Annotated in this window: 19 protein-coding genes and 2 tRNA genes; 10 read left to right on the forward strand and 11 right to left on the reverse strand. The window is 57.2% G+C overall.

Going from position 1 to position 25,305, the window contains the following annotated elements:
* Nucleotides 1-8 precede the first annotated feature (8 nt).
* Nucleotides 9-1,466 carry an aminotransferase class I/II-fold pyridoxal phosphate-dependent enzyme gene (locus BQ5462_RS00955; protein WP_071141582.1) on the reverse strand — a complete coding sequence of 486 codons (1,458 nt, stop codon included), beginning with the start codon at nt 1,464-1,466 and terminating at the stop codon, nt 9-11.
* Between the two features lie 578 nt (nt 1,467-2,044).
* On the opposite strand from BQ5462_RS00955, the gene BQ5462_RS00960 reads away from it, so the two are divergent.
* On the forward strand, nt 2,045-2,908 hold the full coding sequence (locus BQ5462_RS00960; protein WP_071141583.1) for a hypothetical protein: 864 nt from the start codon (nt 2,045-2,047) through the stop codon (nt 2,906-2,908).
* A 71-nt stretch (nt 2,909-2,979) separates the two neighbouring features.
* Here the strand turns inward: BQ5462_RS00960 and BQ5462_RS11570 are convergent, their stop codons facing one another.
* The 4 genes from BQ5462_RS11570 to BQ5462_RS00980 form a co-directional block, all read right to left on the reverse strand.
* Nucleotides 2,980-3,855 carry an IS3 family transposase gene (locus BQ5462_RS11570; RefSeq protein ID WP_143037990.1) on the reverse strand — a complete coding sequence of 292 codons (876 nt, stop codon included), beginning with the start codon at nt 3,853-3,855 and terminating at the stop codon, nt 2,980-2,982.
* The gene (locus BQ5462_RS11575) at nt 3,822-4,400 is read right to left on the reverse strand and encodes a helix-turn-helix domain-containing protein (RefSeq protein ID WP_071141584.1); all 579 of its coding nucleotides are present in this window, start codon (nt 4,398-4,400) and stop codon (nt 3,822-3,824) included. Before BQ5462_RS11575 ends, BQ5462_RS11570 begins: the two co-directional genes overlap by 34 nt.
* A gap of 78 nt (nt 4,401-4,478) precedes the next feature.
* Entirely contained in the window at nt 4,479-5,738 is a 1,260-nt protein-coding gene (locus tag BQ5462_RS00975) for a [Fe-Fe] hydrogenase large subunit C-terminal domain-containing protein (protein ID WP_071141585.1), read from the reverse strand.
* Between the two features lie 167 nt (nt 5,739-5,905).
* Entirely contained in the window at nt 5,906-7,462 is a 1,557-nt protein-coding gene (locus BQ5462_RS00980) for an ABC-F family ATP-binding cassette domain-containing protein (protein WP_071141586.1), read from the reverse strand.
* A 282-nt stretch (nt 7,463-7,744) separates the two neighbouring features.
* Between BQ5462_RS00980 and asrA the strand changes: the two genes are divergently transcribed.
* From asrA to BQ5462_RS01005, 5 genes are all read left to right on the forward strand, one after another.
* On the forward strand, nt 7,745-8,767 hold the full coding sequence (asrA, locus tag BQ5462_RS00985) for an anaerobic sulfite reductase subunit AsrA (RefSeq protein ID WP_071141587.1): 1,023 nt from the start codon (nt 7,745-7,747) through the stop codon (nt 8,765-8,767).
* Entirely contained in the window at nt 8,757-9,572 is an 816-nt protein-coding gene (asrB, locus tag BQ5462_RS00990; protein ID WP_071141588.1) for an anaerobic sulfite reductase subunit AsrB, read from the forward strand. The genes asrA and asrB overlap by 11 nt, the downstream gene beginning before the upstream one ends.
* Nucleotides 9,573-9,581: 9 nt before the next feature.
* The gene (gene asrC / locus BQ5462_RS00995; protein ID WP_205407910.1) at nt 9,582-10,559 is read left to right on the forward strand and encodes a sulfite reductase subunit C; all 978 of its coding nucleotides are present in this window, start codon (nt 9,582-9,584) and stop codon (nt 10,557-10,559) included.
* Nucleotides 10,560-10,795: 236 nt separating this feature from the next.
* Nucleotides 10,796-11,314: a phosphodiesterase gene (gene yfcE, locus BQ5462_RS01000; protein ID WP_071141589.1), complete on the forward strand. Its 519-nt coding sequence runs from the start codon at nt 10,796-10,798 to the stop codon at nt 11,312-11,314.
* A gap of 65 nt (nt 11,315-11,379) precedes the next feature.
* Nucleotides 11,380-13,425, forward strand: a complete 2,046-nt coding sequence (locus tag BQ5462_RS01005) for a TonB-dependent receptor plug domain-containing protein (protein WP_071141590.1) — start codon at nt 11,380-11,382, stop codon at nt 13,423-13,425.
* Nucleotides 13,426-13,554: 129 nt separating this feature from the next.
* Here BQ5462_RS01005 and larAH10 read toward each other — a convergent pair whose 3' ends face one another.
* Nucleotides 13,555-14,862, reverse strand: a complete 1,308-nt coding sequence (gene larAH10, locus BQ5462_RS01010; RefSeq protein WP_071141591.1) for an NPN-dependent 2-hydroxyacid racemase, LarAH10 family — start codon at nt 14,860-14,862, stop codon at nt 13,555-13,557.
* A gap of 360 nt (nt 14,863-15,222) precedes the next feature.
* On the opposite strand from larAH10, the gene BQ5462_RS01020 reads away from it, so the two are divergent.
* Nucleotides 15,223-15,298, forward strand: a tRNA-Ala gene (locus tag BQ5462_RS01020).
* 122 nt (nt 15,299-15,420) lie between these two features.
* Here BQ5462_RS01020 and BQ5462_RS01025 read toward each other — a convergent pair.
* Nucleotides 15,421-15,840 carry an RrF2 family transcriptional regulator gene (locus BQ5462_RS01025; protein ID WP_071141593.1) on the reverse strand — a complete coding sequence of 140 codons (420 nt, stop codon included), beginning with the start codon at nt 15,838-15,840 and terminating at the stop codon, nt 15,421-15,423.
* A 257-nt stretch (nt 15,841-16,097) separates the two neighbouring features.
* On the opposite strand from BQ5462_RS01025, the gene BQ5462_RS01030 reads away from it, so the two are divergent.
* Together BQ5462_RS01030 and BQ5462_RS01035 are read left to right on the forward strand one after the other, a co-directional pair.
* Nucleotides 16,098-17,933 (forward strand): NAD(P)-binding protein, encoded by a 1,836-nt coding sequence (locus tag BQ5462_RS01030; protein WP_071141594.1) that lies wholly within the window; start codon nt 16,098-16,100, stop codon nt 17,931-17,933.
* Nucleotides 17,927-19,657 carry a [FeFe] hydrogenase, group A gene (locus tag BQ5462_RS01035; RefSeq protein WP_071141595.1) on the forward strand — a complete coding sequence of 577 codons (1,731 nt, stop codon included), beginning with the start codon at nt 17,927-17,929 and terminating at the stop codon, nt 19,655-19,657. The genes BQ5462_RS01030 and BQ5462_RS01035 overlap by 7 nt, the downstream gene beginning before the upstream one ends.
* Before the next feature lie 169 nt (nt 19,658-19,826).
* On the opposite strand, the gene BQ5462_RS01040 is transcribed toward BQ5462_RS01035, so the two are convergent.
* Nucleotides 19,827-21,035, reverse strand: a complete 1,209-nt coding sequence (locus BQ5462_RS01040; RefSeq protein ID WP_071141596.1) for a DUF819 family protein — start codon at nt 21,033-21,035, stop codon at nt 19,827-19,829.
* A gap of 90 nt (nt 21,036-21,125) precedes the next feature.
* Nucleotides 21,126-23,663, reverse strand: a complete 2,538-nt coding sequence (locus BQ5462_RS01045) for an excinuclease ABC subunit UvrA (RefSeq protein ID WP_071141597.1) — start codon at nt 23,661-23,663, stop codon at nt 21,126-21,128.
* 186 nt (nt 23,664-23,849) lie between these two features.
* Here BQ5462_RS01045 and BQ5462_RS01050 point away from each other — a divergent pair.
* Nucleotides 23,850-23,925, forward strand: a tRNA-Ala gene (locus BQ5462_RS01050).
* 121 nt (nt 23,926-24,046) lie between these two features.
* Here BQ5462_RS01050 and BQ5462_RS01055 read toward each other — a convergent pair.
* Both BQ5462_RS01055 and rsfS read right to left on the reverse strand, forming a co-directional pair.
* Nucleotides 24,047-24,940 (reverse strand): CvfB family protein, encoded by an 894-nt coding sequence (locus BQ5462_RS01055; protein ID WP_071141598.1) that lies wholly within the window; start codon nt 24,938-24,940, stop codon nt 24,047-24,049.
* Nucleotides 24,937-25,290: a ribosome silencing factor gene (gene rsfS / locus BQ5462_RS01060; RefSeq protein ID WP_071141599.1), complete on the reverse strand. Its 354-nt coding sequence runs from the start codon at nt 25,288-25,290 to the stop codon at nt 24,937-24,939. Before rsfS ends, BQ5462_RS01055 begins: the two co-directional genes overlap by 4 nt.
* Nucleotides 25,291-25,305: the final 15 nt, after the last annotated feature.

Consider the following 25,305-nt stretch of genomic DNA (forward strand, 5'->3'; position numbering starts at 1 on the left):
TCCCCCTCTTAGGCTAACACATTCAGATGCTTCAGCTCCGGATCTTCCGAACCGGTCATGCTGCAGCCCTTCTCTTTGGCGTACCGGATATGTTCCAGCACGGTCTTCGTAATCTTTTCGCCCGGCGCCAAAAGCGGGATCCCAGGCGGATAACACATGACGAACTCGCTGCACACCCGGCCTTCGCACTGTTCCAGAGGCAGGCTCACCTTATCGGCGTAGAAGGCCTCCTGCGGGCTGGTGACCACCACCGGTTCCACATATTCCTGGGTCAGCATGCCGGTGGGATCTTTCTGGTAGCGGCGGCGGATTTCTGCCAGGGCACTGACCAGCCGTTCCAGATCCTGGATCCGGTCCCCCATGGACAGATAGGCCAGGATGTTGCCGATATCGCCGAATTCGATCTGGATGTCGTAATCATCCCGCAGGATATCATACACTTCGATGCCGGCCAGGCCGATGTCCAGGGTGTGGATGCTCAGCTTGGTATTGTCGAAATCGAACACGGAATCCCCGTTCATCAGTTCCCGGCCAAAGGCATAGTATCCGCCGATGTTGTTGATTTCCTGCCGGGCGTATTCCGCCATATCCACCACTTTGTGGAAGATTTCCCGGCCGTGGAGCGCCAGACGTCGCCGGCTGATGTCCAGGCTGCTCATGAGCAGGTAGCTGCCGGAGGTGGTCTGGGTCAGGTTGATGATCTGGCGCACATAACCTGCATGGACCTTGGGTCCGGTGAGCAGGAAGCTGCTCTGGGTCAGGCTGCCGCCGCTCTTGTGCATGGAAATGGCGGCCATGTCCGCTCCGGCCGCCATGGCCGATACGGGCAGTCCGCTGCCAAAATAGAAGTGGGTGCCGTGGGCTTCGTCCGCCAGACACAGCATGCCGGCCTCATGAGCCATGCGTACGATGGAGCGCAGATCGCTGCAGATGCCGTAGTACGTGGGGTTGTTCACCACCACCGCCACTGCATCCGGATTTTCCCGGATGGCCCTGGCCACCTGTTCCCGTTTCATGCCCAGGCTGATGCCCAGCCGGGGATCCACATCCGGGTTCACATACACCGGAATGGCACCGCACAGCACCAGAGCATTGATCATGCTCTTATGCACGTTCCGGGGCAGGATGATCTTATCTCCCCGCTTGCAGGAAGACAGGATCATGGACTGGACGGCACTGGTGGTACCTCCCACCATCAAAAAAGCCTGGGAAGCCCCGAACGCATCGGCGGCCAGTTTTTCTGCCTCCCGGATGACGGATACCGGGTGGCACAGGTTGTCCAGGGGCTTCATGCTGTTCACATCCACTCCCACACATTTTTCCCCCAGGAATTCTGTCAGTTCCGGGTTTCCCCGGCCCCGTTTGTGGCCGGGCACGTCAAAGGGCACCACCCGCATTTTCCGGAAGCGTTCCAGTGCTTCGTAGATGGGCGCCCGATCCTGTTTCAACCGATATTGCTTTTCCAAGCTGTTTCCCTCCCCAGTGCTTTTTTCCTTCAGTACAAAAAAACGCAAGCTGCCCCTTGCAGCTTGCGTTTTAAGGTCTCATCCGGTATTTCGGTTTGCTTCTTTTGGGAATCCCCGTTACGAACGACTCTTATTGACCGTTTCACAAGTCTGCGCACAGACGCATTGCGGTTATGAAGTAACCAACTTATAAAAGTTGAACCAGCAGGTTCAATCAATAAGGCTGCAAACCAGTTGCCGCCAATTCGGCAGTGGACCCGGCTGTCCGTATGGCCTTGACCGGACAGCTGCCCCGAAAGGGCAGGACCCCTGTCCAGTGGTCCTGTAATGAATCCGAAAACCCGTAACCGAATTTTCAAATCGTAAAAATTTTAACATACCCCCACCCCGTTGTCAATTTCATCTTGTCTTCCCCTCCTCCCCGTGCTACCATGGGAACAGACTTTTCGAAGGGAGCTGTTGGGATGAGGAGAGAGGAATGGGTACGGAGCCAGATACGGAGTCCCTGGCACTGGGGGAGTCTTTTGGCTCTCTGGGGGCTGGGGTATTACTCCTTAGGCTGGGCGGGCCATGGCCACATGACGGCCGCCATAGTGGGGTGGGTGCTGTTCCTGCTGGTAGAAACGGCTCCCATGCTCTGGACCATGCTGCTCTTCACCGGAGTGATGATGGCCCTGTCCAGGATTTTTCCCCCCGTGGCCCTGATTTTCATCATCATCGGCATCGTGTTCTTCATCCTCCGGATCCGCTACGTGATCCAGAACGCCCAGCTGCTGGCCAGCGGGTTCCTGGTATATATGGTCTACTATGAGCTTTTTTCCGACCGGATGCGGCTGGGCTGGGAATTGGTGGAAGCCTGCTACAGAGTGGTGACCCTGGGGCATCTCATCCCCATACCCTGGTGGCTGCTGCATTTTTTGTCCTACCTGGCCCTGCTCCTGGCCGCCGGACTGCCGGTGCTCCTGGTCCATCTGCTTCTCCGGTTTTCCTATCGGAAAGGCTACGAAAGCCGCAGCGCCCTCACGGTACTGTTCGGCCTGCCTCTGGTGGTGATTTCTTTCCTGCTGCCGTTCCTGAAGATCCTGGGGGCCTTTGAGGGAGCCGCCTTTACCGACGCCGGCCACACGGTCCACACGGGAGGGGACGGAGTCCACGGCACCGATGGTTTCCACGGCACGGGAGACGGCCATCCGGTCCCGGTCCACCACGTGAACGGCTATTTCCGATCCTCCCCCGACGGGGGTACCACCTATGTCCATCCCCATGTGGCCACCAATCCGGATGGGATCTTGGAAAACAACCTGTCCTACCACGGACCCCATCCCATGTCCGGACCGGAAGGAATCCCCCAGGTCCGATCGGCTGCCGGCCATCCATTCCAAGGGCCAAATGTGGATACAGTGCCAGGAATCGGAAAAGAGGAAAAGAAAAAGGAGGTGTGAAAAAGCATTTGATGTGACCCCAAAAAGTTAGACCTTAGTAACGAGATGGTTTTTACCGTCTCGTTACTTTTTTATGCTGCCTGCAAGGAAAGCCTGTATTGAACAGGACTTTTCCAGCCCAGTTTTTCCTTGATTCTTTGCTCGTTATAGTATTTGATGTATCGTTCGATAGCGCCTTTTAATTCTTTGTAGCTGTAGTAGGTCACTCCGTAATATATTTCCTGCTTCAGTAAGCCGAAGAAGTTTTCCATTACAGCGTTATCATGACAGTTGCCTTTTCGAGACATGCTCTGAAAAATTCGTTCGTTTTTTAGTCTTTTGGTATAGAATTTCATTTGGTATGCCCAGCCCTGATCGGAGTGAAATGTTCTTCGATACGGACAATCAGCAGTAATTTTGATTGCTTTGGCTTGAGCTTCCAGTATGCTGTTAGCCGAAGGATATTTGGCTATTCCATAGCTGATGATTTCATTATTGAACATGTCCAGGAAAGGATCCAGATAAAGCTTGCGCAGAGTCAAATGTCCCTGTGAATCTGCTTCATAGTATTTGAATTCTGAAGTGTCGGTCGTAATCTTCTGGTGAGGGATATTCGTCTCAAAACGACGATGTATCCTATTTGGAGCAATGGTTCCTACCTTACCCTTATAGGAGCTGTATTTACGGCTCTTCCGGGTAAAAGATGTTACCTGAAGGCTCAGTTTCTGCATGATACGTTGAACTTTCTTCTTGTTCACGCAAATCCCTTGGTTCTTTAGCTCACCGGTCATGCGACGGTATCCATAATCTTTATGCTGGCTGCGGATTTCCTGTATTTTCTCCTCTACTTCCTGGTCTGGATTCTCGCGGTCAAACCGTTTCTGCCAGTACATATAGGTTGCTTTGGGCATTTGCGTATAGGAGAGAATGTCTTTCAACTTGAATGATCCTCGGAGACTGGAGATGATTTTCGCAACTCTCTCATTTTTGCTTCGTCCTCTAAACGCAGTCTCCTCAGTTCTTTTAAAAAAGCATTCTCTATTCGGAGTTTAAGGTTTTCATTCTCTAACTCCTGGACATGTTCCACACTGATGTTGACCATCGGTTGTTGAACCTGGGTATCTGTTTTTTTGGGTTTTGATTGGCTCAAAGTCTTTTTCCTACCTTTTTTATGTGACCGTAACGCATCCGGCCCCGCAATTTTAAATTCATTGACCCATCTGGAAATCAATGACGGATTGTTGATTCCTACACGAATTGCCAATTCCTGATATGAGATTTCATTTGTTAAGTAAGACTCTACCACAGAAAGTTTTTCTTTGAAAGAGTATATTTTTTGAGAGCGAGATCTCTTCAGACCATTATCTCCAAATGCCTTGTAAGCAGCAGCCCACTTTAGCAGCTGGCTGCTACTTGCCATCCCATATTTACGTGAAATAGAAATACACCCTTTGTCACTGTTCAAGTATTCCAGTACTATTTTTTTCTTAAATTCATAGCTGTGTCTTGCCATAAAAAAACTAACCCCCAATTGTTAGATTTTTGGTCTAACAATTGGGGGTCAGCTCAATTTTTTCACACCCCCTTTTTGTCAATCAAATTTCCGGTCGTACAGATCGCTGTTCTGCAGGAATTCTTCCACAGTGGAGAATCCCAGCTTCTTCAGCAGCTCGATGACATAGGGATTTTCCGCCGGAGTCTTGTAGGTGGCCTGGTCTCCGTAGGCCTGTACGTTCTTCTTGCCTTCCTCCCGGTTCACCAGAGCCTTGGGACCGCCCACGCAGCCACCTTTGCAGCCCATGCCTTCGAAGAAGTTCCCCTCATGGTTCCCCTTCAGGATGTTGTCGATCATGGCCCGGCATTCAGGCACACTGTCCGCCCGGCGGATCTTCATGGGCAGGGTCCGGTTGGGGTTCAGCCGTTTCACCGTGGCATCCACGGCAGCAGCCACGCCGCCCGCATAGGCATAACAGATCCCCGCCCTGGAGGCGTGGGGCACATTTTCTTCCGGCAGGCTCTTCAGATCCAGGTTCGTGGTGCTGAACAGATCCCGCAGTTCCTCGTAGGTGAGCACATAGTCGATGGCCCCCTTCAGATCCGGTTCCTTGATTTCCGCCTTCTTGGCCATGCAGGGACCGATGAAGACGGTCCTGGCATTGGGATGGAGGACTTTGACCGTACGTCCTCCTGCAATCATGGGCGAAACCGATCCGGGCACATTGGGCATCAGCTGATGGTACAAACGGCGGATCATGGCGATCCACATGGGGCAGCAGCAGCTGGTCAGCTGGAAGTCCCCTTCCTTATTGACGTTCTTGTTGAATTCCAGGGCTTCCTTCAGGGTCAGGATATCCGCGAACACGGCTACCTCCAGCATCCCGGAAAAGCCCAGCATCTTCAGGGCGGTCCGCAGCTTGCCGGCTGTGACCTCAGGGCCGAACTGACCGGAAAAAGCCGGTGCCACCAGCGCAAAAATAGGGGTATCCCCTTGCTTCAGGGCTTCCACCACCGGAATGATGTCCTTTTTGGTCTTCAGGGATTCCAGCTTGCAGGCATCCACACAGGCCTGGCAACCCACGCATTTGTCCGGGTCGATCTGGACACCGTCCGCGCTGGGGCGCATGGCATCCCACTGGCATACCTTCACACAATCTGCCTGTTTGTCCTCAGAACAGGTGCAGGGTTTTACCCGCCACACCAGGCTGGTTTCCTCCGGATGGGCCAGGCATTCGATCAGCTTGGGATCCCCTTCCGGTACATCGGTTACGTCCTTGCCGTCCACAGCCCGTTTCAGCATTTTGTGGTACAGCTCGTCCATGGTAATGTCATGTTTTTTTTCGTTTTCGCTCATTTTGCCTCCCCTTGAAACAAATCCGTCCGTATCATTGGATTATGGTTTATGGCTGAGGATCCGTGTTCGGCCGCTGGCCGACCTGGGTCCGGACGCCCCTCATGGGTCGTCCCTACGGAATGCAGCGGATCCTTCAGTGAAATCCGTCCTGCTTTTCACTTATTATATCACACAATCTTCGTGGACCATCCTTCGATGTTCCATACCTGATCGATCCAGCCTTCGTAGAATTCCGGTTCGTGGGACACCAGGAGCAGGGTCCCCTTGTATGCCTGCAGGGCCCGCTGGAGCTCGGCCTTGGCCTCCACGTCCAGATGGTTCGTCGGTTCGTCCAGCACCAGCAGGTTCACCGGCCGCTGCATGATCTTGCACAGCCGCACCTTGGCCGCTTCCCCGCCGGAAAGGGCGGTCATCTTCGTGGTGATGTGATCATTGGTGAGCCCGCAGGCTGCCAGCGCTCCTCGCACCTCGGAGTTGCTCATGCCCGGATATTCCTGCCACAGTTCCTCCAGGGCCGTGTTCTGGTTCCCCTTCACGCTTTCCTGTTCGAAATAGCCCACAGAGACGAATTCGCCCCGTTCCACACTGCCCGCCACCGGTGGGATGAGCCCCAGCAGGGTTTTCAGCAGGGTGGATTTCCCCAGGCCGTTGGTGCCCCGCAAGGCGATTTTCTGGCCCCGCTCGATCTTCAGGTCCACCTGCTTCGTCAGGGGTACATCATACCCCAGCACCAGGTTGGTCCCGGTGAGCACGAAGCGGGAAGGGCTCCGGTCCTCCAGGAAGCGGAAATGGGGTTTGGGCTTTTCCGTCCGCTTGGTCAGCAGCTCCATTTTCTCCAGCTTCTTCATCCGGCTGTTGGCCATGCCCCGGGTGGCCACCCGTGCCTTGTTCCGGGCGATGAAATCCATTTCCTTTTTGATTTCCGCCTGCTGCCGTTCGTAGGCCGCCTCTTCCTGGCGCCGCTTCGTGGCCGCCATTTCCTGGAACTTCTCGTAGTTGCCCGTGTACCGGGTCAGCTTGAAGTTGTCCACGTGCCAGATCACATTGGTCACTGCATTGAGGAACGGCACATCATGGGAAATCAGGATAAAGGCGTTCTCGTACTCCTGCAGATAGCGGGTCAGCCACTGGATGTGTTCCACGTCCAGGTAGTTTGTGGGTTCATCCAAGAGCAGGATATCCGGATTCTCCAGCAGCAGCTTGGTGAGCAGCACCTTGGTCCGCTGGCCGCCGGACAGCTCATCCACCCGGTGTTCCAGACCGATGTCCCTTAGGCCCAGTCCACCAGCCACTTCTTCGATTTTGGAATCCAGGTTGTAGTACTCTGCCGCTTCCAGCCGCTCCTGGATTTCACCCACCTCAGCCATGAGTCGGTCCATCTCTTCCGGAGAGGCGCTTTCCATTTTATCGTAGTCCGCCAGCATCTCCTGTTCCTGTTCCACCAGGTCCTGGAAGGCCGTCCGCAGGGTTTCCCGGATGGTCTTTCCCGGTTCCAGGACCGAATGCTGGTCCAGGTACCCTACCTTCGTCCGCCGGGCCCAGGTCACCTTTCCCTCGTCGGGGCTCAGCTTGCCGGTGATGATGGCCATGAAGGTGGATTTTCCTTCTCCGTTGGCCCCTACCAGGGCCACATGCTCGCCTTTTTCCAGGCGGAAGGATACGTCGTCGAAAATCTCCCGTCCCCCGTAACTGTGGGACAGGTGGGCAACATCCAATACGCTCATGCAGTTCTCCTTTGATCAATATGCGGAACCCTCTGCCGGTTCCCGTAATCGGTTCAGTATAGCATGGAAAGCCCCGACGGTGCAATAACAGAACCATGTTGGCAGGGCAACGGACAGCGGGACCGGAGTATGCTATCATAGAAGTATTTGGGATAGTCCAGGAGTCAGGGAACGGTGTCAAAGGGCTGGGATACAGAGGATTGAGATGCCATTCCGAGACTCTGCAGGCATCCACCATCCACCATTTACACTGGGTACCTGAAGGTACAAGGGGAGAAAGACATGGGTTATCAATTGAATGAGGAAACCTTCCAGAAGGTTTTCGACGCGTGGAGCCGTGACTACGACCTCTACGCCCCCAAGCTGTATGCCGGCACCGGCCGGTTCTCGGAAACCGACGTGGTCCGCTACGGCGTGATCAAGAGCCCGGAGGACATCGTGTGGGACCAGCGGTCCGACTATTCCTGGAAAGAAGCGGTGTTGCCGGTGTGCCAGACCCTGCTGTATTTCACGGAAGACGACGTGAACGAAGCCAGGGATCCGGAAAAGGGCAAGATCGTATTCCTGCGCAGCTGCGACCTGGCCGCCGTACAGCGGTTCGACTACATCTTCCTGCAGAACGGGCCGGAAGATTCCTATTATAAAGCCCGCCGGGACAAACTGAAATTCGTTCTCATGGGCTGCAATCATTCCTTCGACGGCTGCTTCTGCGTGTCCATGGGCACCAACCACAGCACGGATTACGACGCCGCTCTGAACAGACGGGATGGCGGCTGGGAACTGGATGTCCCCGATGCCACCCTGGCGAAAGCCCTGGACGAACTGACGGCTCCCAAAGGGGATGTAACGCCTGATTACGTGAAAGAGAATGACTTTACTGTTACCGTTCCGGAAAACCTGACCAGTGCTGTCGCCAAGAGCCACATCTGGGATGAATACGACAAGCGCTGCATCAAATGCGGCCGCTGCACCCTGGTGTGCCCCACCTGCACCTGCTGGTCCATGCAGGATCTGTACTACACGGAAAACGGCAAGGCCGGGGAACGGCGCCGGGTGCAGGCTTCCTGCATGATCGACGGCTACACCGATGTGGCCGGCGGCCTGAAGTTCCGCCAGAAAGGCGGCGAACGGATGCGCTTCAAAGTGCTGCACAAGGTGCTGGACTTCAAGAAGCGGGCCGGCTACCAGATGTGCGTAGGCTGCGGCCGTTGCGACGCCATCTGCCCGGAATACATTTCGTTCGTCCACTGCATCGAAAAGCTGGCTGACGGCATGGAGGAGGTTTCCGAGAATCATGAAAAATAATACCTATCTGCCCTTCAAATCCGAAATCCTGGAAGTCATCAAACACGCGGAACTGGAATATACGTTCCGCATGGCCTACGACCGGGGCAAGGAACATCCTGTGAAACCGGGCCAGTTCTTTGAGATCTCCATCCCCAAATACGGCGAAGCCCCCATTTCTGTCAGCGGCATCACCGACCATTCCCTGGACTTCACCATCCGTAAAGTGGGCAGCCTGACCAACGAAATCTTCGAAAACTACGTGGGTGACCACTTCTTCCTGCGGGGGCCCTACGGCAACGGCTTCGACGTGAACCTGTTCAAGGGCAGGGAAATCGTACTGGTGGCCGGCGGTTCCGGCCTGTCCCCCATCCACGGGGTCATCGACTACTTCGCCGACCATATGGACGAATGTGAACGGCTCACCGTGATTGTGGGCTTCAAATCCCCGAAGGACATCCTGTTCCGGGACGACCTGAAACGCTGGAAAAAGAGCGGCATGAACCTGATCTACACCGTGGACAAGGCGGACAACGACCCGGATTACGACGGCCATGTGGGCCTGGTGACCCAGTACATCCCCGAGATGAACCTGCAGGATCCGGACAACGCCATCGCCGTGGTGGTAGGACCTCCCATGATGATCAAGTTCTCCATCAAGACCCTGATCGATATCGGCTTCGACGAAGAGAAAATCTGGCTGTCCGAATCCCGGAAAATGTGCTGCGGCGTGGGCAAATGCGGCCACTGCCGGATCGGCGAGATCTACGTGTGCCAGGACGGCCCGGTGTTCAAATACACCCAGGTCCGTTCCTTCATTGATTAGGAGGCTGCCATGCTGGATGTGAATTGTGGAAAACTGAAGAAAAACGCCTACCGGATCACCAAGATCCGGGGCATTACCTCCGCCCGGGTGCGGGTACCCGGCGGCCATCTCACCGCAGATGTACTGGGCCAGGTCCAGCACATCGCCGAGACCTACGGCAACGGCCAGGTTCACCTGACCATCCGCCAGGGCTTCGAAATCCTGGGCATCCCCTACGAAAAGGTACCGGAAGTGAACAAGGCCCTGCAGCCCATCATCGATGAACTGGACATCAACCAGGAAATGCCCGGTACAGGCTTCCCGGCTTCCGGGACCCGGAACATCATGGCCTGCGTGGGCAACCGGGTGTGCCCCTTCGGCAACTATGACACCACGGCCCTGGCCAAACGCATCGAAAAGGCCATCTTCCCCAACGACCTGCACGTGAAAGTGGCCCTCACCGGCTGCCCCAACGACTGCTGCAAGGTGCGCATGCACGATTTCGGGATCATCGGCATGACGGAACCCCAGTTCGACCCCTCCCGCTGCATCAGCTGCGGGGCCTGCGTGAAGAAGTGCAAACAGCTTTCCGTGGAAGCCCTGCACATGGACAAATTCCGGCCCGTGCGGAACGTGGAAAAATGCATCGGTTGCGGGGTGTGCGCCCATGCCTGCCCCAACCGGGCCTGGACCCGCAGCAAGCAGCAGTATTTCCGCATCACTCTCCTGGGCCGCAGCGGCAAGAAGAATCCCCGGATGGGCGTGGACTTCATCAAATGGGCCGACGCGGACAGCGTGGTAAAGATCATTTCCAACGTATATGACTACGCCCGGAAGTACATCGATCCGGAAGCCCCCGGCGGCAAGGAACACATCGGATATATCGTGGACCGCACCGGGGTGGATACGTTCATGGAATACATCATGCGGGACGTGCACCTGCCGGAAAAGGCCGAGGTGTACAAACCGCTGTACTGGAACGGGATCCGGTACTGGGGATTGAAATAGAAGGCAAACCCGCCGCGTTTGCCTTCCCAACTGGAAAGACGTCAGACCGGCCCTAATGGGCCTCTCAGAAGTCAGACGTCAGCTTGATGGCAATAAGCAGTCGGATACTGCTGCCAGGTCGAACAAAGCTGATGTCTAAAGGCCCCCTTGGGGCCGTGTCTGAAAGGCCCTCTCGGGCCGGTCTGACGTCTTTTTTCATGCTATAATAAACCATATCCACAGAAAGGATGATGCCCATGAAATACATGATTGCCTCTGATATCCATGGGTCCGCCTTGTTCACCCGGCAGATGCTGGAACGGTTCCGTGCCGAAGGGGCCGACCGACTGCTTCTTTTGGGAGACCTGCTGTACCACGGGCCCCGGAACGACCTGCCCGAAGGCTATGCCCCCAAAGAGGTCATCCGGCTGCTGAACAGCGTCAAGGACCGGATTTTCTGCGTCCGGGGCAACTGCGAAGCCGAGGTGGACCAGATGGTCCTGGAATTCCCCGTGCTGGCCGAATACGCCCTGCTGGAATGGAACGGGCACCTGATTTTCGCCACCCACGGCCACCACTACAATACCCAGCACCCGCCCCTGCTCCAGCCTGGGGACATCCTGCTCCACGGCCACACCCACATCCCGGCCGACGAAACCTGGGGCAACGGCAATCGGTACTGGAATCCGGGCTCCATCTCCCTGCCCAAGGGCGGCAGTGCCAGGAGCTATATGGTGCTGGACGATAAAGGCCCCCAGTGGCGGGAACTGAAATGACCTTCCCCGCCCCGGCTATGGTACAATAGCCTTACAAAAATCCCTTGCAAAGGTGGATCCCAATCATGCTTCCTTCCAAAAAATTGTCTTTCTCCCTTTTTCTGGCCGTAGTGGCCCTGGCCGAGCTCCCCGCCCTTCCTGTCCGGGCACAGGAACCGTACCCGGAGAAAAGCCATGCCCAGAAAGCGGTGTCCCATCCCCAACAGGCTCCGGCGCTCCTGGGGCAGAAACCCGATAAAGAGCCTGCCTCCATCGACGCCCACAGCGCCGTATCCCATACAGATCTGATGCCGGTGGCAGCCGGCGTCACCATCATCACCCGGCAGGAAATCGCCGACAACCATTATGATTCGGTGGCCGAAGCCCTGAACTATGCCCCGGGGGTCACCGTCACCGGCGGGGTGGTGAACACGTCCCAGCGGATTGTCCGGATCGACGGGGACGAACGGGTGGCCGTGTTCATCGACGGCCACCGGATGAACCTGGAAAGCGGTCTCACCAACGGCCGGAGCACCTACGACCTGGATATGGCCGTACCTCCCTCTGCCATCGAACGGATCGAAGTGATCCACGGGATGGCAGACGGGGGCTATCTGAATTATGATACCCCCGGCGGTGCCATCAACATCGTCACCCGGAAGGGCCGGGACCACCAGATCCAGCTGGAGGGGGCCCGGGGGCCCTATGACGGATGGCGCTGGAACGCCCACCTGGAAGGCAGTTCCGAAGGCTGGAGCTGGCTGGGCACCGGAGGCCGGTCCAACCTGGATGCCCTCCACTACCGGAATGCGTCCGGCAGCCGGCACACCATGCCCGATTCCGCCCGGAACCGCCGGGAAATGTTCTACCGGTTCGACCGGCAGTTCACCGATTCCACTTCCCTCACCCTGTCCTACGCCCATTTCAGCAACAGCCGGGGACTCTGGCTGGGCCGTTCCTACTGGGACAGGCATCAGGAAGAATATGAAGCGGAAAAGCTGGCCAACAATGTGAACCTGACCTACAACTATAAGGAAGACACCCCTGCCCCGGCCTGGATCTCCTTTTCCCACTACTACAACCAGGCTGATTCCTACTATCCGGCAGGCACGGAGGAACAGGACCGGCTTCCCAGCTACAGCCGATGGAAGGCCCATACCAACAGTCTGGACTGGCGGGACGGCTGGAAGATGGGCCGGAATCTGACGGTTTCCGCCGGTGCCTCCTGGCAGCACACCTCCCTGGACACGGAACAGAACCTGCTGGATGCCCACAACTTCGCCAAGAATTACAACAAGGGCATCAGCAATCTGTCCGCCTTTGTGGCCACCAGGACCCGGTACGACAAGCTGTCCCTCCAGAGTACCTCCCTGTTCAACCACAACACCCGGTTCGACAACGAGTACGTGTACGGAAACTCCCTGGAATACCGTCCCGATGACCGGCTGACCCTCTACGGGGCCCTCCAGCGGATCTACTCCGTCCCCACCCTGGATGAGCTGTATTACAACAATTACAATCGGGATTCTGACGGTGCCTGGAAGATCCGGGGCAACCAGCATCTCCAGCCGGAAACGGGCCTCAAGTGGAACGGAGGCATCCGGTACCGGCTCAGTGCTCACAGCACCCTGGACGCCAATGCCTTTGTGTCCCACAGCAACAATCCCATTGTCTGGTACAAAGAGGCCGGAGCCTGGACGCCGAAGAATCTGGAAAGCCAGAACAAATCAGGGTTCCAGCTCACCTGGGAGGACCGGTTCAGTCCCCGGTACGGTCTCACCGCCTCCTATGCCTGGACCCGGACCGACACCACCTACGGTGGCGGTATCGATCCCCAGTACACCGATGAAGTGGCTCCCCATGCCGTCAAGGCGGCCCTGACCTACAAGGACAGCCGCTGGACCAACAGCCTGCTGTTCCAGGCCGCCTGGGGCCGGGACAAGGGCTGGTATACGGGCAATGCCTTTACCCTGGACGCCAATGTGAACTACCGGTTCAACAAGCACTGGAGCACGTACCTGAAGCTCCGGAACCTGCTGGATGAAAGCTATGAAGACGTGGGGTCCCGGACCCTGGGCGACTGCCCGGCCTACGGCCGCACGGCCCTGGTGGGAGTGATTTGGGAATATTAAAAGAGGTGTGTGAAAAATACTTTTCACACACCGTCACTAGTCTCTAGTCACTAGCCGATGGAAGCCAGCTGACGCTGGCAAAATAAAAGGGCTGTGAATGCTTTTTCACAGCTCTTTCTTTCTACCTTTTTATTTCTGGGGTTCTTCCGCGATCACACCGCCGCAGTGGGGCACCACGTTGATGGTGTAATCCGTCTTTCCCTCTGCTGCCAGCTGGGCTTTCGCCTTTTCCCAGGCTTCGGCCACCGTGGCGCAGGGAATCTGGTTCGTCTTCTTGATGGCCTCGAAGTTCTCCGGCTTCGTCACCAGGTAGATGGTGTACCGGTGGGTCATGCAGAACAGGTTGAAGGCCACGAAGAACGGAATGGTGAAGTTTTTCCGCAGGTCCTTTTCCATGTCCTGCTCGTTGTCGTACTTGAAGCTGCCCAGGTATTCCGGCGGTTCGTACAGATCGCTGGCTTCCATGATGGCAATGATGATGCCACCGTGTTTCGTGGTCACATCCGCCGGATCGTAGCATTTGCAGCCCTGGTACAGAGACACATCCTTGGGGTAGCCACCGGCACAGGCAAAGGTCACGTCGGCCCGTTCCTTGAAGGAGACCGCCTGGTTAGCGTGGACAATCTTCGTCCCTTCCAGCCAGGCCTTGTAGGGATCCCCGGCCACCATGTTGCAGATCTTGCCGTCGTTGTTGATGATGGAATGGACCAGGAACGTAGGTTTCACCATATCCATGGCATCCAGCATGTCGTAGTTCACCGGATTGTCGTCGATGATCCCGTTCCGGGTCTTGGGGTTGATGCCGGCACCGAACTTGTCGGCCAGGGCATGGCAGTGGTTCTCCTGGATGGTATCCCAGCCGGCCACCCCCGGAAGGATCAGCTTCCGGCCGCCGCCGTACCCGGCGAACAGATGGGCCGTGATGCCATCGATGATGACGATTTTATCCGCTTCCACTACTTTCTTGTTCAGCATGACCTTCGTGCCGTAACGGGTGGTGCCCACGCAAGTCAGTTCATCGTTGTTGCGGCAATGGTGCTGGAACATTTTAATGCGATGGGCCACTTCCTCGCCCACCACCCGGATATCTTCCTCCGGAGTCTGTTCCCGGTGGGTGCCCTGGGCGAACAGGATGGTCATATCTTCGTCGAGTACCCCGGCCCGATTCAGTTCGTTCACCACGTGGATCACGTACTCCGAGGACTTGTTCCAGGTCCGGGTCACGTCGGCGATGACCAGGCAGACCTTGTCCCCCTTGTGGAACATCTCCTGCATGGGTTTACAGCCGATGGGGTGGCGCAGGGCCTCCAGGGTGGCCTTTTCCACGTCCACGGCCGGGACGTCCTTCCCCTCGATGATGCTGCTGATCCGTTCCTCCGGCAGTTCCACGTCCTGGGTGGTCTTACCGAAGTTGAAAGTGAATTTCTTCAGTGCCATGATACCTTACTTCCTTTCCTAAGAGCTTTGCAGGGGTGCGACGAGTAAACTATTTATACAGAATATTATAACACGGATAAAAAGGGGCTGTGAAGGAAATACTTCACAGCCCCTTTTTGGCTGCCGGGCGATATACACCGCCCTATGTCTCTAGTCTCTGGTCTCTAGCCGAAGGGAAAAAATTTGCTGAAGCAAATTTTTGAACAGAATTCAATGCCTGCAGCTCACTATGGCGATGGATCCAAGTTCGCTGCATGCCCCCGGAGACGGTGGCAGCAACAACGTTCGCAATCCCCGCTTCCCTCTCCACTTGATTTGTGCCTTGCACCCCACCTGATTCCGCGGTATAATAAATATATTGGGGCATTAGCTCAGCTGGGAGAGCGCAAGGTTCGCAATCTTGAGGTCAGGGGTTCGATCCCCCTATGCTCCACCAATTCCAAACGCAAAGTACCCACGCCGGTTTCTTCCGGGTGGGTACTTTTTCATGTGTTCAAAACCAGCTTCGCGCTGGCAAAATATAGGCGCTGTGAATGATTTTTTCACAGCTCCTGTCCCTTACATCTTCTCTTTCTGTTTTTCCACCAGATCCGCCAGGGTGGTATTGTCCACGATATTGTCGATGGCGTCCTGGATTTCTTTCCACAGATCCAGGGTCACACAATGAGCCGCCCGGTCACAGACCACATGGCCCGGTTCCAGACAGGCCACCGGTGCCAGAGACCCTTCCACAGCCCGCAGGATCTCCCCTGCCGTGTAATCCTTGGGATCCCGTACCAGTTTGTAGCCCCCCTGGGCCCCTCGTGCGCTTTTTACCAGCTTGGCCCGGGAGAGCTGGGTAATGATCTGTTCCAGATATTTTTCTGAGATTTCCTGTCGTTGTGATACACTTTTAATGGGAACAAAGGATTCGGTCCCGTTGATGGCCAGATCGATCATCAGCCGCAGCGCGTACCGTCCCTTGGTAGAGATTTTCATGGGTTTCCTCCTTGTACAGACTTCATTCCATATCATTGTACTATAGCTTATGGAAAAAAGGAAGGGTGAATCCCTACTTATTTATAGGAATTTTATTTTCTTATACGCTGCAGGAGATGCAGGAAAAATTGAAAATTTATCTGATTTTTCCGTCCTGTCGATTGACACATTTCCACACTGCACGATAAAATAGAAACAGTTCTGTTTATTTTTTATATGTTTCTGTGGTTTTGTTTCCATAAGAGGGGGAGAATGGAGTGAGTCGCTTACAAATCGAAACGCCGGGCAGGGCCCAGACGGTCCTGAACGGTCTGTATCAGGATATGCACCGCCGGATCAGTGCCAGTTCGCCCGGTCTCTGTCCCGTGGATATGGCCCTGAACTTCCTGCGGTTCTGCCACGCCCAGAGCTGCGGCAAATGTGTGCCCTGCCGGGTAGGTCTGGGCCAGCTGGCCGTGCTCATCGAAAGGGTCCTGGAACGTACTGCCACACTGGAAACCATCGATCTGATCGAAAAAACGGCCCAGGTGATCGCCGATTCCTCGGACTGTGCCATCGGCTATGAAGCCGCCTACATGGTGTTAAAAGGGGTCCGGGGCTTCCGGGAAGATTACGAGGAGCACATCCTTACCGGGCGCTGCATCTGCGGGCTGAGCCATCCGGTTCCCTGTGTATCCGTATGCCCGGCCCATGTGGATGTTCCCGGCTACATCGCCCTGATCCGGGAGGGCCACTACGATGACGCCATGGCCCTGATCCGCAAGGACAATCCTTTTCCATCGGCCTGTGCCTATGTCTGCGAGCATCCCTGCGAGCACCACTGCCGCCGGATGATGGTGGACGCTCCGGTGAACATCTGCGGCCTGAAGCGCTTTGCCGTGGATCATTCCCAACCGGTGAAAGCCCCGGAGCCGGCTCCGTCCACAGGCAGGACTGTGGCAGTGATCGGGGGCGGCCCTGGCGGACTGACCGCAGCTTACTATCTGGCCCTGATGGGCCATGCTGTCACCGTGTACGAGCAGCGGCCCAAACTGGGCGGCATGCTGCGCTACGGGATTCCTGACTACCGGCTTCCCCTGGAGGTGCTGGACCGGGACCTGGACTACATCCAGAGCACGGGCATCCAGGTCCATACCAACGTATCGGTGGGCAAAGACCTGCCGGTGGCAGAGCTGCAAAAGCAGTATGATGCCGTGTACATCGCCATCGGAGCCCACAGCGACAAACGGCTCCATCTGGAGCATGAGGATGCCTCGGGTGTCTACAGCGCCGTGCGGCTGCTGCGGGACATCGGAGAAGGCCACATCCCTGATCTGACGGGAAAACGGGTCTGTGTCATCGGCGGCGGCAATGTTTCCATGGATGCCACCCGGACGGCCAAACGGCTGGGAGCCGCCTCCGTACAGTGTATCTATCGCCGGCGCCAGGAGGACATGACCGCCCTGCCGGAAGAAGTGGAAGCAGCCATGGCGGAAGGCTGTGAAATCGTCACCCTGGAGGCCCCTTCCCGCATCGAAGTGGACGAAAAGGGCCATGTGGCCGCGCTGATCACCCAGCCCCAGCACATCGGTCCCTATGACCACAAGGGCCGGCCCAGTCCTGAAAAGGCGGATCTGCCAGAACGGCGGTTCCCCTGTGACTGTCTGATCATCGCCATCGGTCAGGCCATCGTTACGGAACCCTTTGAAGCCATCGGTGTCACCATCCACCGGGGGACCATCCAGGCGGATCTGACCAGCAGTGTACCCGGTCTGGGCAACATTTTCGCCGGCGGGGACGCGGTCTCCGGTCCGGCCACGGTCATCAAGGCCGTAGCGGCCGGCAAGGTGGCCGCGGACAACATCGATTCCTTCCTGGGCTTCCACCACCGCATTACCTGCAAAGTGGATATCCCTCCCGCCCATTTCACCAACACGCCCCCCTGTGGCCGGGTGAACCTGAAACAGCACTGCACCCCCCATTGTGAAGGGAACTTCGAACTGGTCAGCGAAGGCATGACCCCGGAAGAAGCCCTGCAGGAGGCCAGCCGCTGTCTGCGCTGTGACCACTTTGGGTACGGCAGCTTCAAAGGAGGGAGGAACCGGGAATGGTAACCTGCACCATCGACAACCAGAAAATCCAGGTGCCGGAAGGCACCACCATCATGGAAGCCGCCCGCCAGGCCCACATTGTGATTCCCCACCTGTGCTATCTGAAAGGGCTGAACGAAATCGCCGCCTGCCGGGTGTGCTGTGTGGAAGTGGAAGGCGAACATGCCATGGTCACCGCCTGCAACAGCCCTGTCCAGGAGGGCATGGTGGTCCACACCAATTCACCCCGGGCACGGCAGACCCGCAAGACCAATGTGGAACTGATCCTGTCCCAGCATGACTGCCGGTGCGCCACCTGTGTGCGCAGCGGAAACTGCCGACTGCAGGACCTTGCCAACGGCCTGGGCATCCACGACAACCCCTACCAGGAGCAGCTGCCCAAAGGCCTGCGCCGGGCCTGGACCACCACATTCCCCCTGTTCCATGATTACAACAAATGCATCAAGTGCATGCGCTGCATCCAGGTATGCAACAAGATCCAGGACATGAACGTCTGGGATGTGGCCGGCACCGGCAGCCGCACCACCATCGATGTATCCAACAACCGGGTCATCAAGGATTCGGACTGCACCCTGTGCGGCCAGTGCATCATCCATTGCCCGGTGGCCGGCCTGCGGGAGCGGGACGATACGGACAAACTCTATGAAGCCCTGGCAGATCCGGACAAAGTGACCATCGTACAGGTCGCCCCGGCAGTCCGGACAGCCTGGGGCGAATCTTTCGGCGTTCCCCGGGAGGAAGCCACCATTGGCAAACTGGCGGCGGCCCTGCGCCGGCTGGGTTTCGACCATGTATACGACACCACGTTTGGCGCGGATCTGACCATTATGGAAGAAGCCAGCGAATTCCTGGAACGGTTCAACAGGGGCGAGACCCGGGACTATCCCATGTTCACCAGCTGCTGCCCGGGCTGGGTGCGGTTCCTGAAGGGCCAGTATCCAGAGCTGACCGGGCACCTGTCCACCTCCAAATCTCCCCAGCAGATGTTCGGGGCCATGGCCAAGACGTGGCTGGCCCAAAAGCTGGACGTTCCCCCGGAAAAACTGTACTGCGTATCCATTATGCCCTGTCTGGCCAAGAAGGCCGAATGTGCCCTGCCCACCATGCGCACGGTCCATGGACCCGATGTGGACCTGGCACTCACCACCCGGGAGCTGGTACGGATGCTGCGGGCCGACCGGCTGGACCCCGCCCTGCTGCCGGAAGAACCTCTGGATGACCCTATGGGGACCTTTACCGGCGCCGGAACCATCTTCGGCACCACCGGCGGCGTCATGGAAGCAGCCCTGCGTACGGCCTACGCCCAGCTCACCGGCCACAATCCGGATCCGGACCTGTTCAGGGATATCCGCACCGGCCCGGCCCTGCGTCAGGCCACATACACCATTGCCGGCAGGACCATCCGCTGTGCCGTGGTCAGTGGTCTTGCCAACACCCGGAAGCTGATGCAGGCCCTGAAAAAGAAGCATGTGCACTATGACTTCGTGGAAGTCATGGCCTGTCCGGGAGGCTGTGCCGGCGGAGGCGGCCAGCCCATCCCCCGGCAGGACGAGGAATTCCAGGAGGTGCGGGGAGCGCAGCTCCACCAGCTGGACAAACACAACAAGCTGCGGTATTCCCACGAAAATCCCCAGATCCAGCGGCTGTACAAGGAGTTCCTGGGCAAACCCTTAAGCGAAAAGGCAGAAGAATTGCTCCACACCGATCATTTTGCGTGGAAGATGTAAAAAAAGGTGTCGCTCGATGCGACACCTTTTTTAGTGGCTAGTGGTTAGTGATTAGATGGATCAGCAATCAGTCAGAAGTTCGATTTGCAATCCGTAGGGGCGCACCAAGATTTTTGCCGAAGGCAAAATATCGCCCGGTGCGCCCATCCCTGGCCTGTAGCCATAGGCTCTATGCCCCTAACAAACTCCCGACCACCATCCCGATGTACGTCCCGATTACGTAGCCGAAGGTCCCTACCAGCATGGAAGGCCCCACCAGCTGCACCCATCCCTGGGAAATGGCCATGCCGGCCGCTGTGGTGGGTCCGCCGATGTTGGCGTTGGACGCCAGCACGATATCTTCCAGGTTGAAGTGGAACAGCTTGCCTCCCAGGAAACAGAAGGCCATGTTCACCACCACCATGATGAAGCAGAACACGAACAACAGCGGTGCGTTGTGCAGGATTTCCGGAATGGAAGCCGGTACTCCGATGGCAAAGAAGAACATATAGATGAAGTACGTTCCGATTTCCTGGGCGCCGGACATCCTGGACGCCTCTTTTTCAAAGAACGTGGCAAACAGCATGGAAAACAGGGTGATCCATACATACTGGCTGCTGAAGAAGGTGTTGCCCATCTTCGCAAAGCCTCCGTCCGCGGGGATTACTGCTCCCAGGAATGCCCCCAGGTTCCGGCTCAGGGTGACCACCACCACCGCGTACATCAGGTTCATGGCAATGTCCTTCAGGGAAATGTCCTTCCGGCTCCAGTAAGCCGCTGCCAGGGTCTCTGCATCCCCTTTGCCCAGCTGTTCCACCCGGTCGATGTGGGGATGGGTATAGTGCGTGCGGAAGAAAGCACTGCCCACGCATTTCAGCAGCACCAGGAAGTACACGGCCATATTCAGGTTATCTGCCACCACTGTGGCGGACACCAGGGTGCCGCTGGTCTTGAAGGCATCGGACAGGGCCACGAAGTTCACGCCACCTCCGATGTAGGAGCCGGTCATCATGGCTGCCACCTTGGCCAGTCCGGGAATGCGGCTCCCCAGGATTTCATAGCCCAGTACGGCACCGCACAGGGTGCCCACGGCCCCGATCAGAAAGATGAACAGCATCCGTCCCGTCTGCTGCCAGATCCGGGCCATATTGGCCTGGAGCAGCAGCAGGGGAATGGCCACCGGCACCGCATACCCCCAGATGATGTCATCGAAAAGAGGCGCATGGCTGGGGATCACCCCCAGATTCACCAGCAGCACTGCCGCAAGCAGGCAGATGACCGCCCCCGAAATCCGGGAGGCCCAGGCATATTTCTGTTCCAGCCAGATGGCCCCTGCAATGGTCACACAGGTAATGCTCAACAACAGCCAGGTGTTTCCCGGCCCAATCAGCGATGTCATAAAACAATCCCCCATCCTCATTTTGTCAAAATAAAGCATACCTTTTAGTATACTTCTCTGTGACAAAAATGGAAAGGGGGAAATCTCTCATCAGATATATCTTCCTGTAATGCTTTCCGGACAGTTCCGGATGGCCTCCCGGGTTCCCTGGGCCACGATCCGGCCACCGGCCTGCCCACCGCCGGGCCCCAGATCGATCAGGTAATCAGCATTGCGGATCACATCCAGGTCGTGCTCGATGACCACCACGGTAGCCCCGAAATCGATCAGCCCCTGGAACACCTGCAGCAGGGTCTCCACATCCCGGGGATGGAGCCCGATGGTGGGTTCGTCGAACACGAACACTGAATCCTTCTGGCCCTTGCCCATTTCGCTGGCCAGTTTCAGCCGCTGGGCTTCCCCGCCGGAAAGGCCGGGCGTTTCCTCACCCAGGGTCAGATATCCCAGTCCCAGGTCATGGAGCACCTGCAGTCGTTTCTGTACCAGGGAAAGACCGCCACAGGCTGCCAGCACCTGGTCCACGCTCAGATTCATCAGTTCCGGAAGGCTGTATGCCTTTCCGTCCCCGGCCTTCCGTAAAAGTCCGTACGCTTCCCGTCCATAGCGGGACCCGTGGCAGTCCGGGCAGGGAATATCCACATCGGGCAGGAACTGCACGTCCAGGGTGATCTGGCCGGTGCCGTCACAGGTGGGACAGCGCAGCTTTCCCGTATTGTAGGAAAAGTCTCCGGCCCTGTACCCTTTCTCCCGGGAAAGGGCCAGACGGGCATAGGCCTTGCGCAGTTCCGCATGGACACCTGCATAGGTGGCCACGGTAGAGCGTACATTGATGCCGATGGGAGTCGCGTCGATGAGTTTCACCTGACGGATGCCCTCTGCCTGGATGGACTTTACATGAGCAGGCAGCGGCGCGCCCTGGATATGGGCGGTCAGGGCCGGGATCAGGCTCTCCAGGACCATGGTGGTCTTGCCGGATCCGGATACCCCGGTCACCACTGTCATACGTCCCTGGGGGATCCGCACATCCAGAGGCTGCACCGTATGGATCCGGTCCGTAACCAGATGGAGGGTGCCCCGGTCGAACAGCTCCTTTTCCGGGATCACCGGCCGCAGCCGCCGGCATTCCCGCTGCCGAACCGTCCTGGAAGCCCTTTCCAGGCGCTGCTCTTCCGCCAGATAGGGACCGATCAGCGAATGGGGCGTATGCTCCAGTTCCTGGACCGTCCCCTGGGCGATCACCTGCCCTCCGCCGGCTCCGGCCTCCGGCCCCATTTCCACCAGATGATCGGCATGGAGCAGCACCTGGGTGTCATGATCCACCAGCACCACAGAATTGCCGTCAGCGATCAGATCATCCATGACCCCGGTCAGCCCCTTCAGGTTATAGGGATGGAGACCAATGGATGGCTCATCCAGGACATAGAGTACCCCTGTGGTCCGGTTCCGTACGGCCCTGGCCAGCTGCACCCGCTGCCGCTCCCCGGTGGAAAGGGTGGCAGCCGCCCGATCCGGGGAAAGATACCCCAGTCCCAGGTCAAGCAGCCGTTTCGCCGTATCCAGGAAGGCTTCACAGATACTCCCGGCCATGGGAACCATGGCTTCCGGCAGGGTGGAAGGCACCCCCTTCACCCATTCCACCAGATCAGCCAGGGGCATGGCCGATGCCTGGTCCAGGCCAATGCCCCGCAGCCGAGGTGCCCGGGTGGCTTCACTCATACGGGTGCCATGGCAGTCAGGACATTCTCCTTCTTTCAGGTATTTGTCCACCCGTTTCATGCCTTTTTCATCCTTCACCTTGGCCAGCGCATTCTTCACCGTATTCACGGCACTGTAATAGGTGAAATCCAGTTCTCCCATCTGATGGGATTTTTCGTTCATATAGTGGATATGCTTTTTCACCATGGGGCCGTGGAGGACAATGTCCTTTTCCTGATCCGTCAGGTCCTTGTAGGGTACATTAGTGCGCACGCCCATCTCCCGGCATACATCCTTCATCAGGGACCACATGAGGGTGCCCCACACCGCCACGGCCCCCTCATCGATGGACAGATTTTCATCGGTGATCAGGGTGGATTCGTCCACGGTACGGATAACCCCCGTACCTCCACAGGTGGGACAGGCTCCCCGGGAATTGAACGCCAGATCCTCCGCCCCCGGTCCGTAAAATTTGGCCCCGCATACGGGACAGGTGATTTCCTGCATAGCCGCCACGGCCAGGGAAGGAGGGCAGTAGTGGCCGTTGGGACAGCGGTGGCTGGCCAGACGGGAGAACATCAGACGCAGGGAGTTGGACAGCTCTGACAGCGTCCCGAAGGTAGAACGGATGCCCGGTACACCGGGACGCTGCCGCAGGGCCAGGGCCGCCGGCACATACCGGACCTCCTCCACCTCCGCCCGTTCTGCCTGGGTCATCCGCCGGCGGGTATAGGTGGAAAGAGACTCCAGATACCGCCGGGACCCCTCCCCATAAAGGATTCCCAATGCCAGTGATGATTTACCGGAACCGGAAACACCGGCAATGCCCACGATTTGATGCAACGGGATATCCACGTCGATGTTTTTCAGATTGTGGACCCTGGCGCCCCGGACCTCGATGCAGCGGGGCAGTTTCGTATTGTGTGCGTCCATTTATTTTTCCCTCCATGATTGGCTGAATAAAAAAGACCGCCCCATGCGGTGCTTTATCCATATAGTATACCATAAGCACATCCCTGGCTTACAGCCGAAAACAGGGCACGCAGGAAAGGAATCCAAATTTTTTAAAAAACCCATTGACAAATCCCCTGATTCCATTGTATACTAAGGAAGTCGTTTGGGGGCATAGCTCAGCTGGGAGAGCGCTTGCATGGCATGCAAGAGGTCAGGAGTTCGATCCTCCTTGTCTCCACCAAATGAAATGTACAGCCCATGCGGTCGAAAGACTGCATGGGCTTTTTGTTTGCTTCCTTCTGCTTATGACATATGACAAAACCCGGTTGCTGATGCACAATGCATCAGCAACCGGGTTTCTTTTATTTCTTCAAACTGGTCCAGCCGTCCTTCTGGACGATCTTTCCTTCTTTCATCAGCCGCCCCAGGGCCCGCTTGAACGCAGCTTTGGAGATGCCAAAAGCATCTTTGATGATTTCCGGGGGCGTGGCATCGCTGTAGGGCATGGTGCCCTGGCGTTTTTCCAGGAGGGCCAGGATCCGCTCACTGTCCGTCACCATGGCCTTTTCCTTCACTTCCCGCAGGCTCATGTCCACCCGCCCGTCTTCCCGGACAAAGGTGACCCGGCCGGTGACCTTCTGACCGAAATCCAGGCGCCCGCCGGGCACTTCGCTGCGGTGGATGAAGGCCAGATACCGCTGGGTAGTCAGCAGGAAGAACCCTTCCGGCAGGATGTTGTACACCGTGCCCGTAAGTTCGTCCCCCACCTTCACGTCCTTCGCCGGTACGGAAGCCCGCACCATATCGTCCTCTACCCGCATGGTCACAGCCTGGCGGCCGCTTTTATCCCGGTACAGCTTCACCCAGACCAGCTGATCGGGAGAAACGTGGCCCCGCATTTCGCTGTAGGGCAGGAACACGCCCCGTTCGGCTCCGATATCCACGAAACCGCCCTGCCGGGTCACCGACAGCACCTTTACATACCCCAGCTGCCCTTCCCGCATTTTGGGCAGCTTCATGCTGGCCGTCATCCGTCCCTTGGCATCCAGGTACAGGTACACCTTTACCCTGTCCCCCACTTTCACCGGATGGGTCTGCTGATGCTGGTGGAGCAGGATATCGTCGGAGGTATTGCCCGTACCGGCGTCCAGGAATGCCCCGGCTTCGCCCAGCCGGGCCACGGTCATGTCACACACATCCCCCACCCGGTAGCGTCCCACCGTCTTGACCGTTACCGGTCCATGCTCTTTCCTCATGCTTCCGGCTCCGTGTAAGCTTCGCTGGGAGCGTCCGCCCACAGCTGTTCCAGATTGTAGAAATTCCGCTGGGATTCCTGGAACACATGGGCTACGCAGTCACCGTAGTCCAGCAGCACCCAGTTGCCTTCGCTGTACCCTTCCTTATGGGCGGGCAGCTTGCCTTCCTGGGCCAGCTTGTCTTCAATGCCGTCGGCGATGGCCCGCACCTGGGTGGTGCTGGGAGCCGAACAGATCATGAAATAATCCGTCACGGAAGACAGTCCTTCCATGTTCAGCAGCAGGATATCCCGTGCTTTCTTGTCCGCAGCCGCAGCTGCAATCTTGTTGGCCAGTTCTTTACCCGTCATTTCACTTTTCCTTTC

The organism is Acidaminococcus timonensis, from assembly GCF_900106585.1.
GTDB lineage: Bacteria > Bacillota > Negativicutes > Acidaminococcales > Acidaminococcaceae > Acidaminococcus > Acidaminococcus timonensis.

What these genes read in the sequence shown, in the direction of transcription:
- larAH10 (WP_071141591.1), bottom strand. Translation starts at nt 14,862, where the DNA reads ATGGCACTGAAGAAATTCACTTTCAACTTCGGTAAGACCACCCAGGAC.
- BQ5462_RS00975 (WP_071141585.1), bottom strand. Translation starts at nt 5,738, where the DNA reads ATGAGCGAAAACGAAAAAAAACATGACATTACCATGGACGAGCTGTAC.
- BQ5462_RS00960 (WP_071141583.1), top strand. Translation starts at nt 2,045, where the DNA reads ATGACGGCCGCCATAGTGGGGTGGGTGCTGTTCCTGCTGGTAGAAACG.
- rsfS (WP_071141599.1), bottom strand. Translation starts at nt 25,290, where the DNA reads ATGACGGGTAAAGAACTGGCCAACAAGATTGCAGCTGCGGCTGCGGAC.
- BQ5462_RS01055 (WP_071141598.1), bottom strand. Translation starts at nt 24,940, where the DNA reads ATGAGGAAAGAGCATGGACCGGTAACGGTCAAGACGGTGGGACGCTAC.
- BQ5462_RS01045 (WP_071141597.1), bottom strand. Translation starts at nt 23,663, where the DNA reads ATGGACGCACACAATACGAAACTGCCCCGCTGCATCGAGGTCCGGGGC.
- BQ5462_RS01040 (WP_071141596.1), bottom strand. Translation starts at nt 21,035, where the DNA reads ATGACATCGCTGATTGGGCCGGGAAACACCTGGCTGTTGTTGAGCATT.
- asrA (WP_071141587.1), top strand. Translation starts at nt 7,745, where the DNA reads ATGGGTTATCAATTGAATGAGGAAACCTTCCAGAAGGTTTTCGACGCG.
- asrC (WP_205407910.1), top strand. Translation starts at nt 9,582, where the DNA reads ATGCTGGATGTGAATTGTGGAAAACTGAAGAAAAACGCCTACCGGATC.
- BQ5462_RS01025 (WP_071141593.1), bottom strand. Translation starts at nt 15,840, where the DNA reads ATGAAAATCTCTACCAAGGGACGGTACGCGCTGCGGCTGATGATCGAT.
- BQ5462_RS01005 (WP_071141590.1), top strand. Translation starts at nt 11,380, where the DNA reads ATGCTTCCTTCCAAAAAATTGTCTTTCTCCCTTTTTCTGGCCGTAGTG.
- yfcE (WP_071141589.1), top strand. Translation starts at nt 10,796, where the DNA reads ATGAAATACATGATTGCCTCTGATATCCATGGGTCCGCCTTGTTCACC.
- BQ5462_RS11575 (WP_071141584.1), bottom strand. Translation starts at nt 4,400, where the DNA reads ATGGCAAGACACAGCTATGAATTTAAGAAAAAAATAGTACTGGAATAC.
- BQ5462_RS00980 (WP_071141586.1), bottom strand. Translation starts at nt 7,462, where the DNA reads ATGAGCGTATTGGATGTTGCCCACCTGTCCCACAGTTACGGGGGACGG.
- BQ5462_RS01035 (WP_071141595.1), top strand. Translation starts at nt 17,927, where the DNA reads ATGGTAACCTGCACCATCGACAACCAGAAAATCCAGGTGCCGGAAGGC.
- asrB (WP_071141588.1), top strand. Translation starts at nt 8,757, where the DNA reads ATGAAAAATAATACCTATCTGCCCTTCAAATCCGAAATCCTGGAAGTC.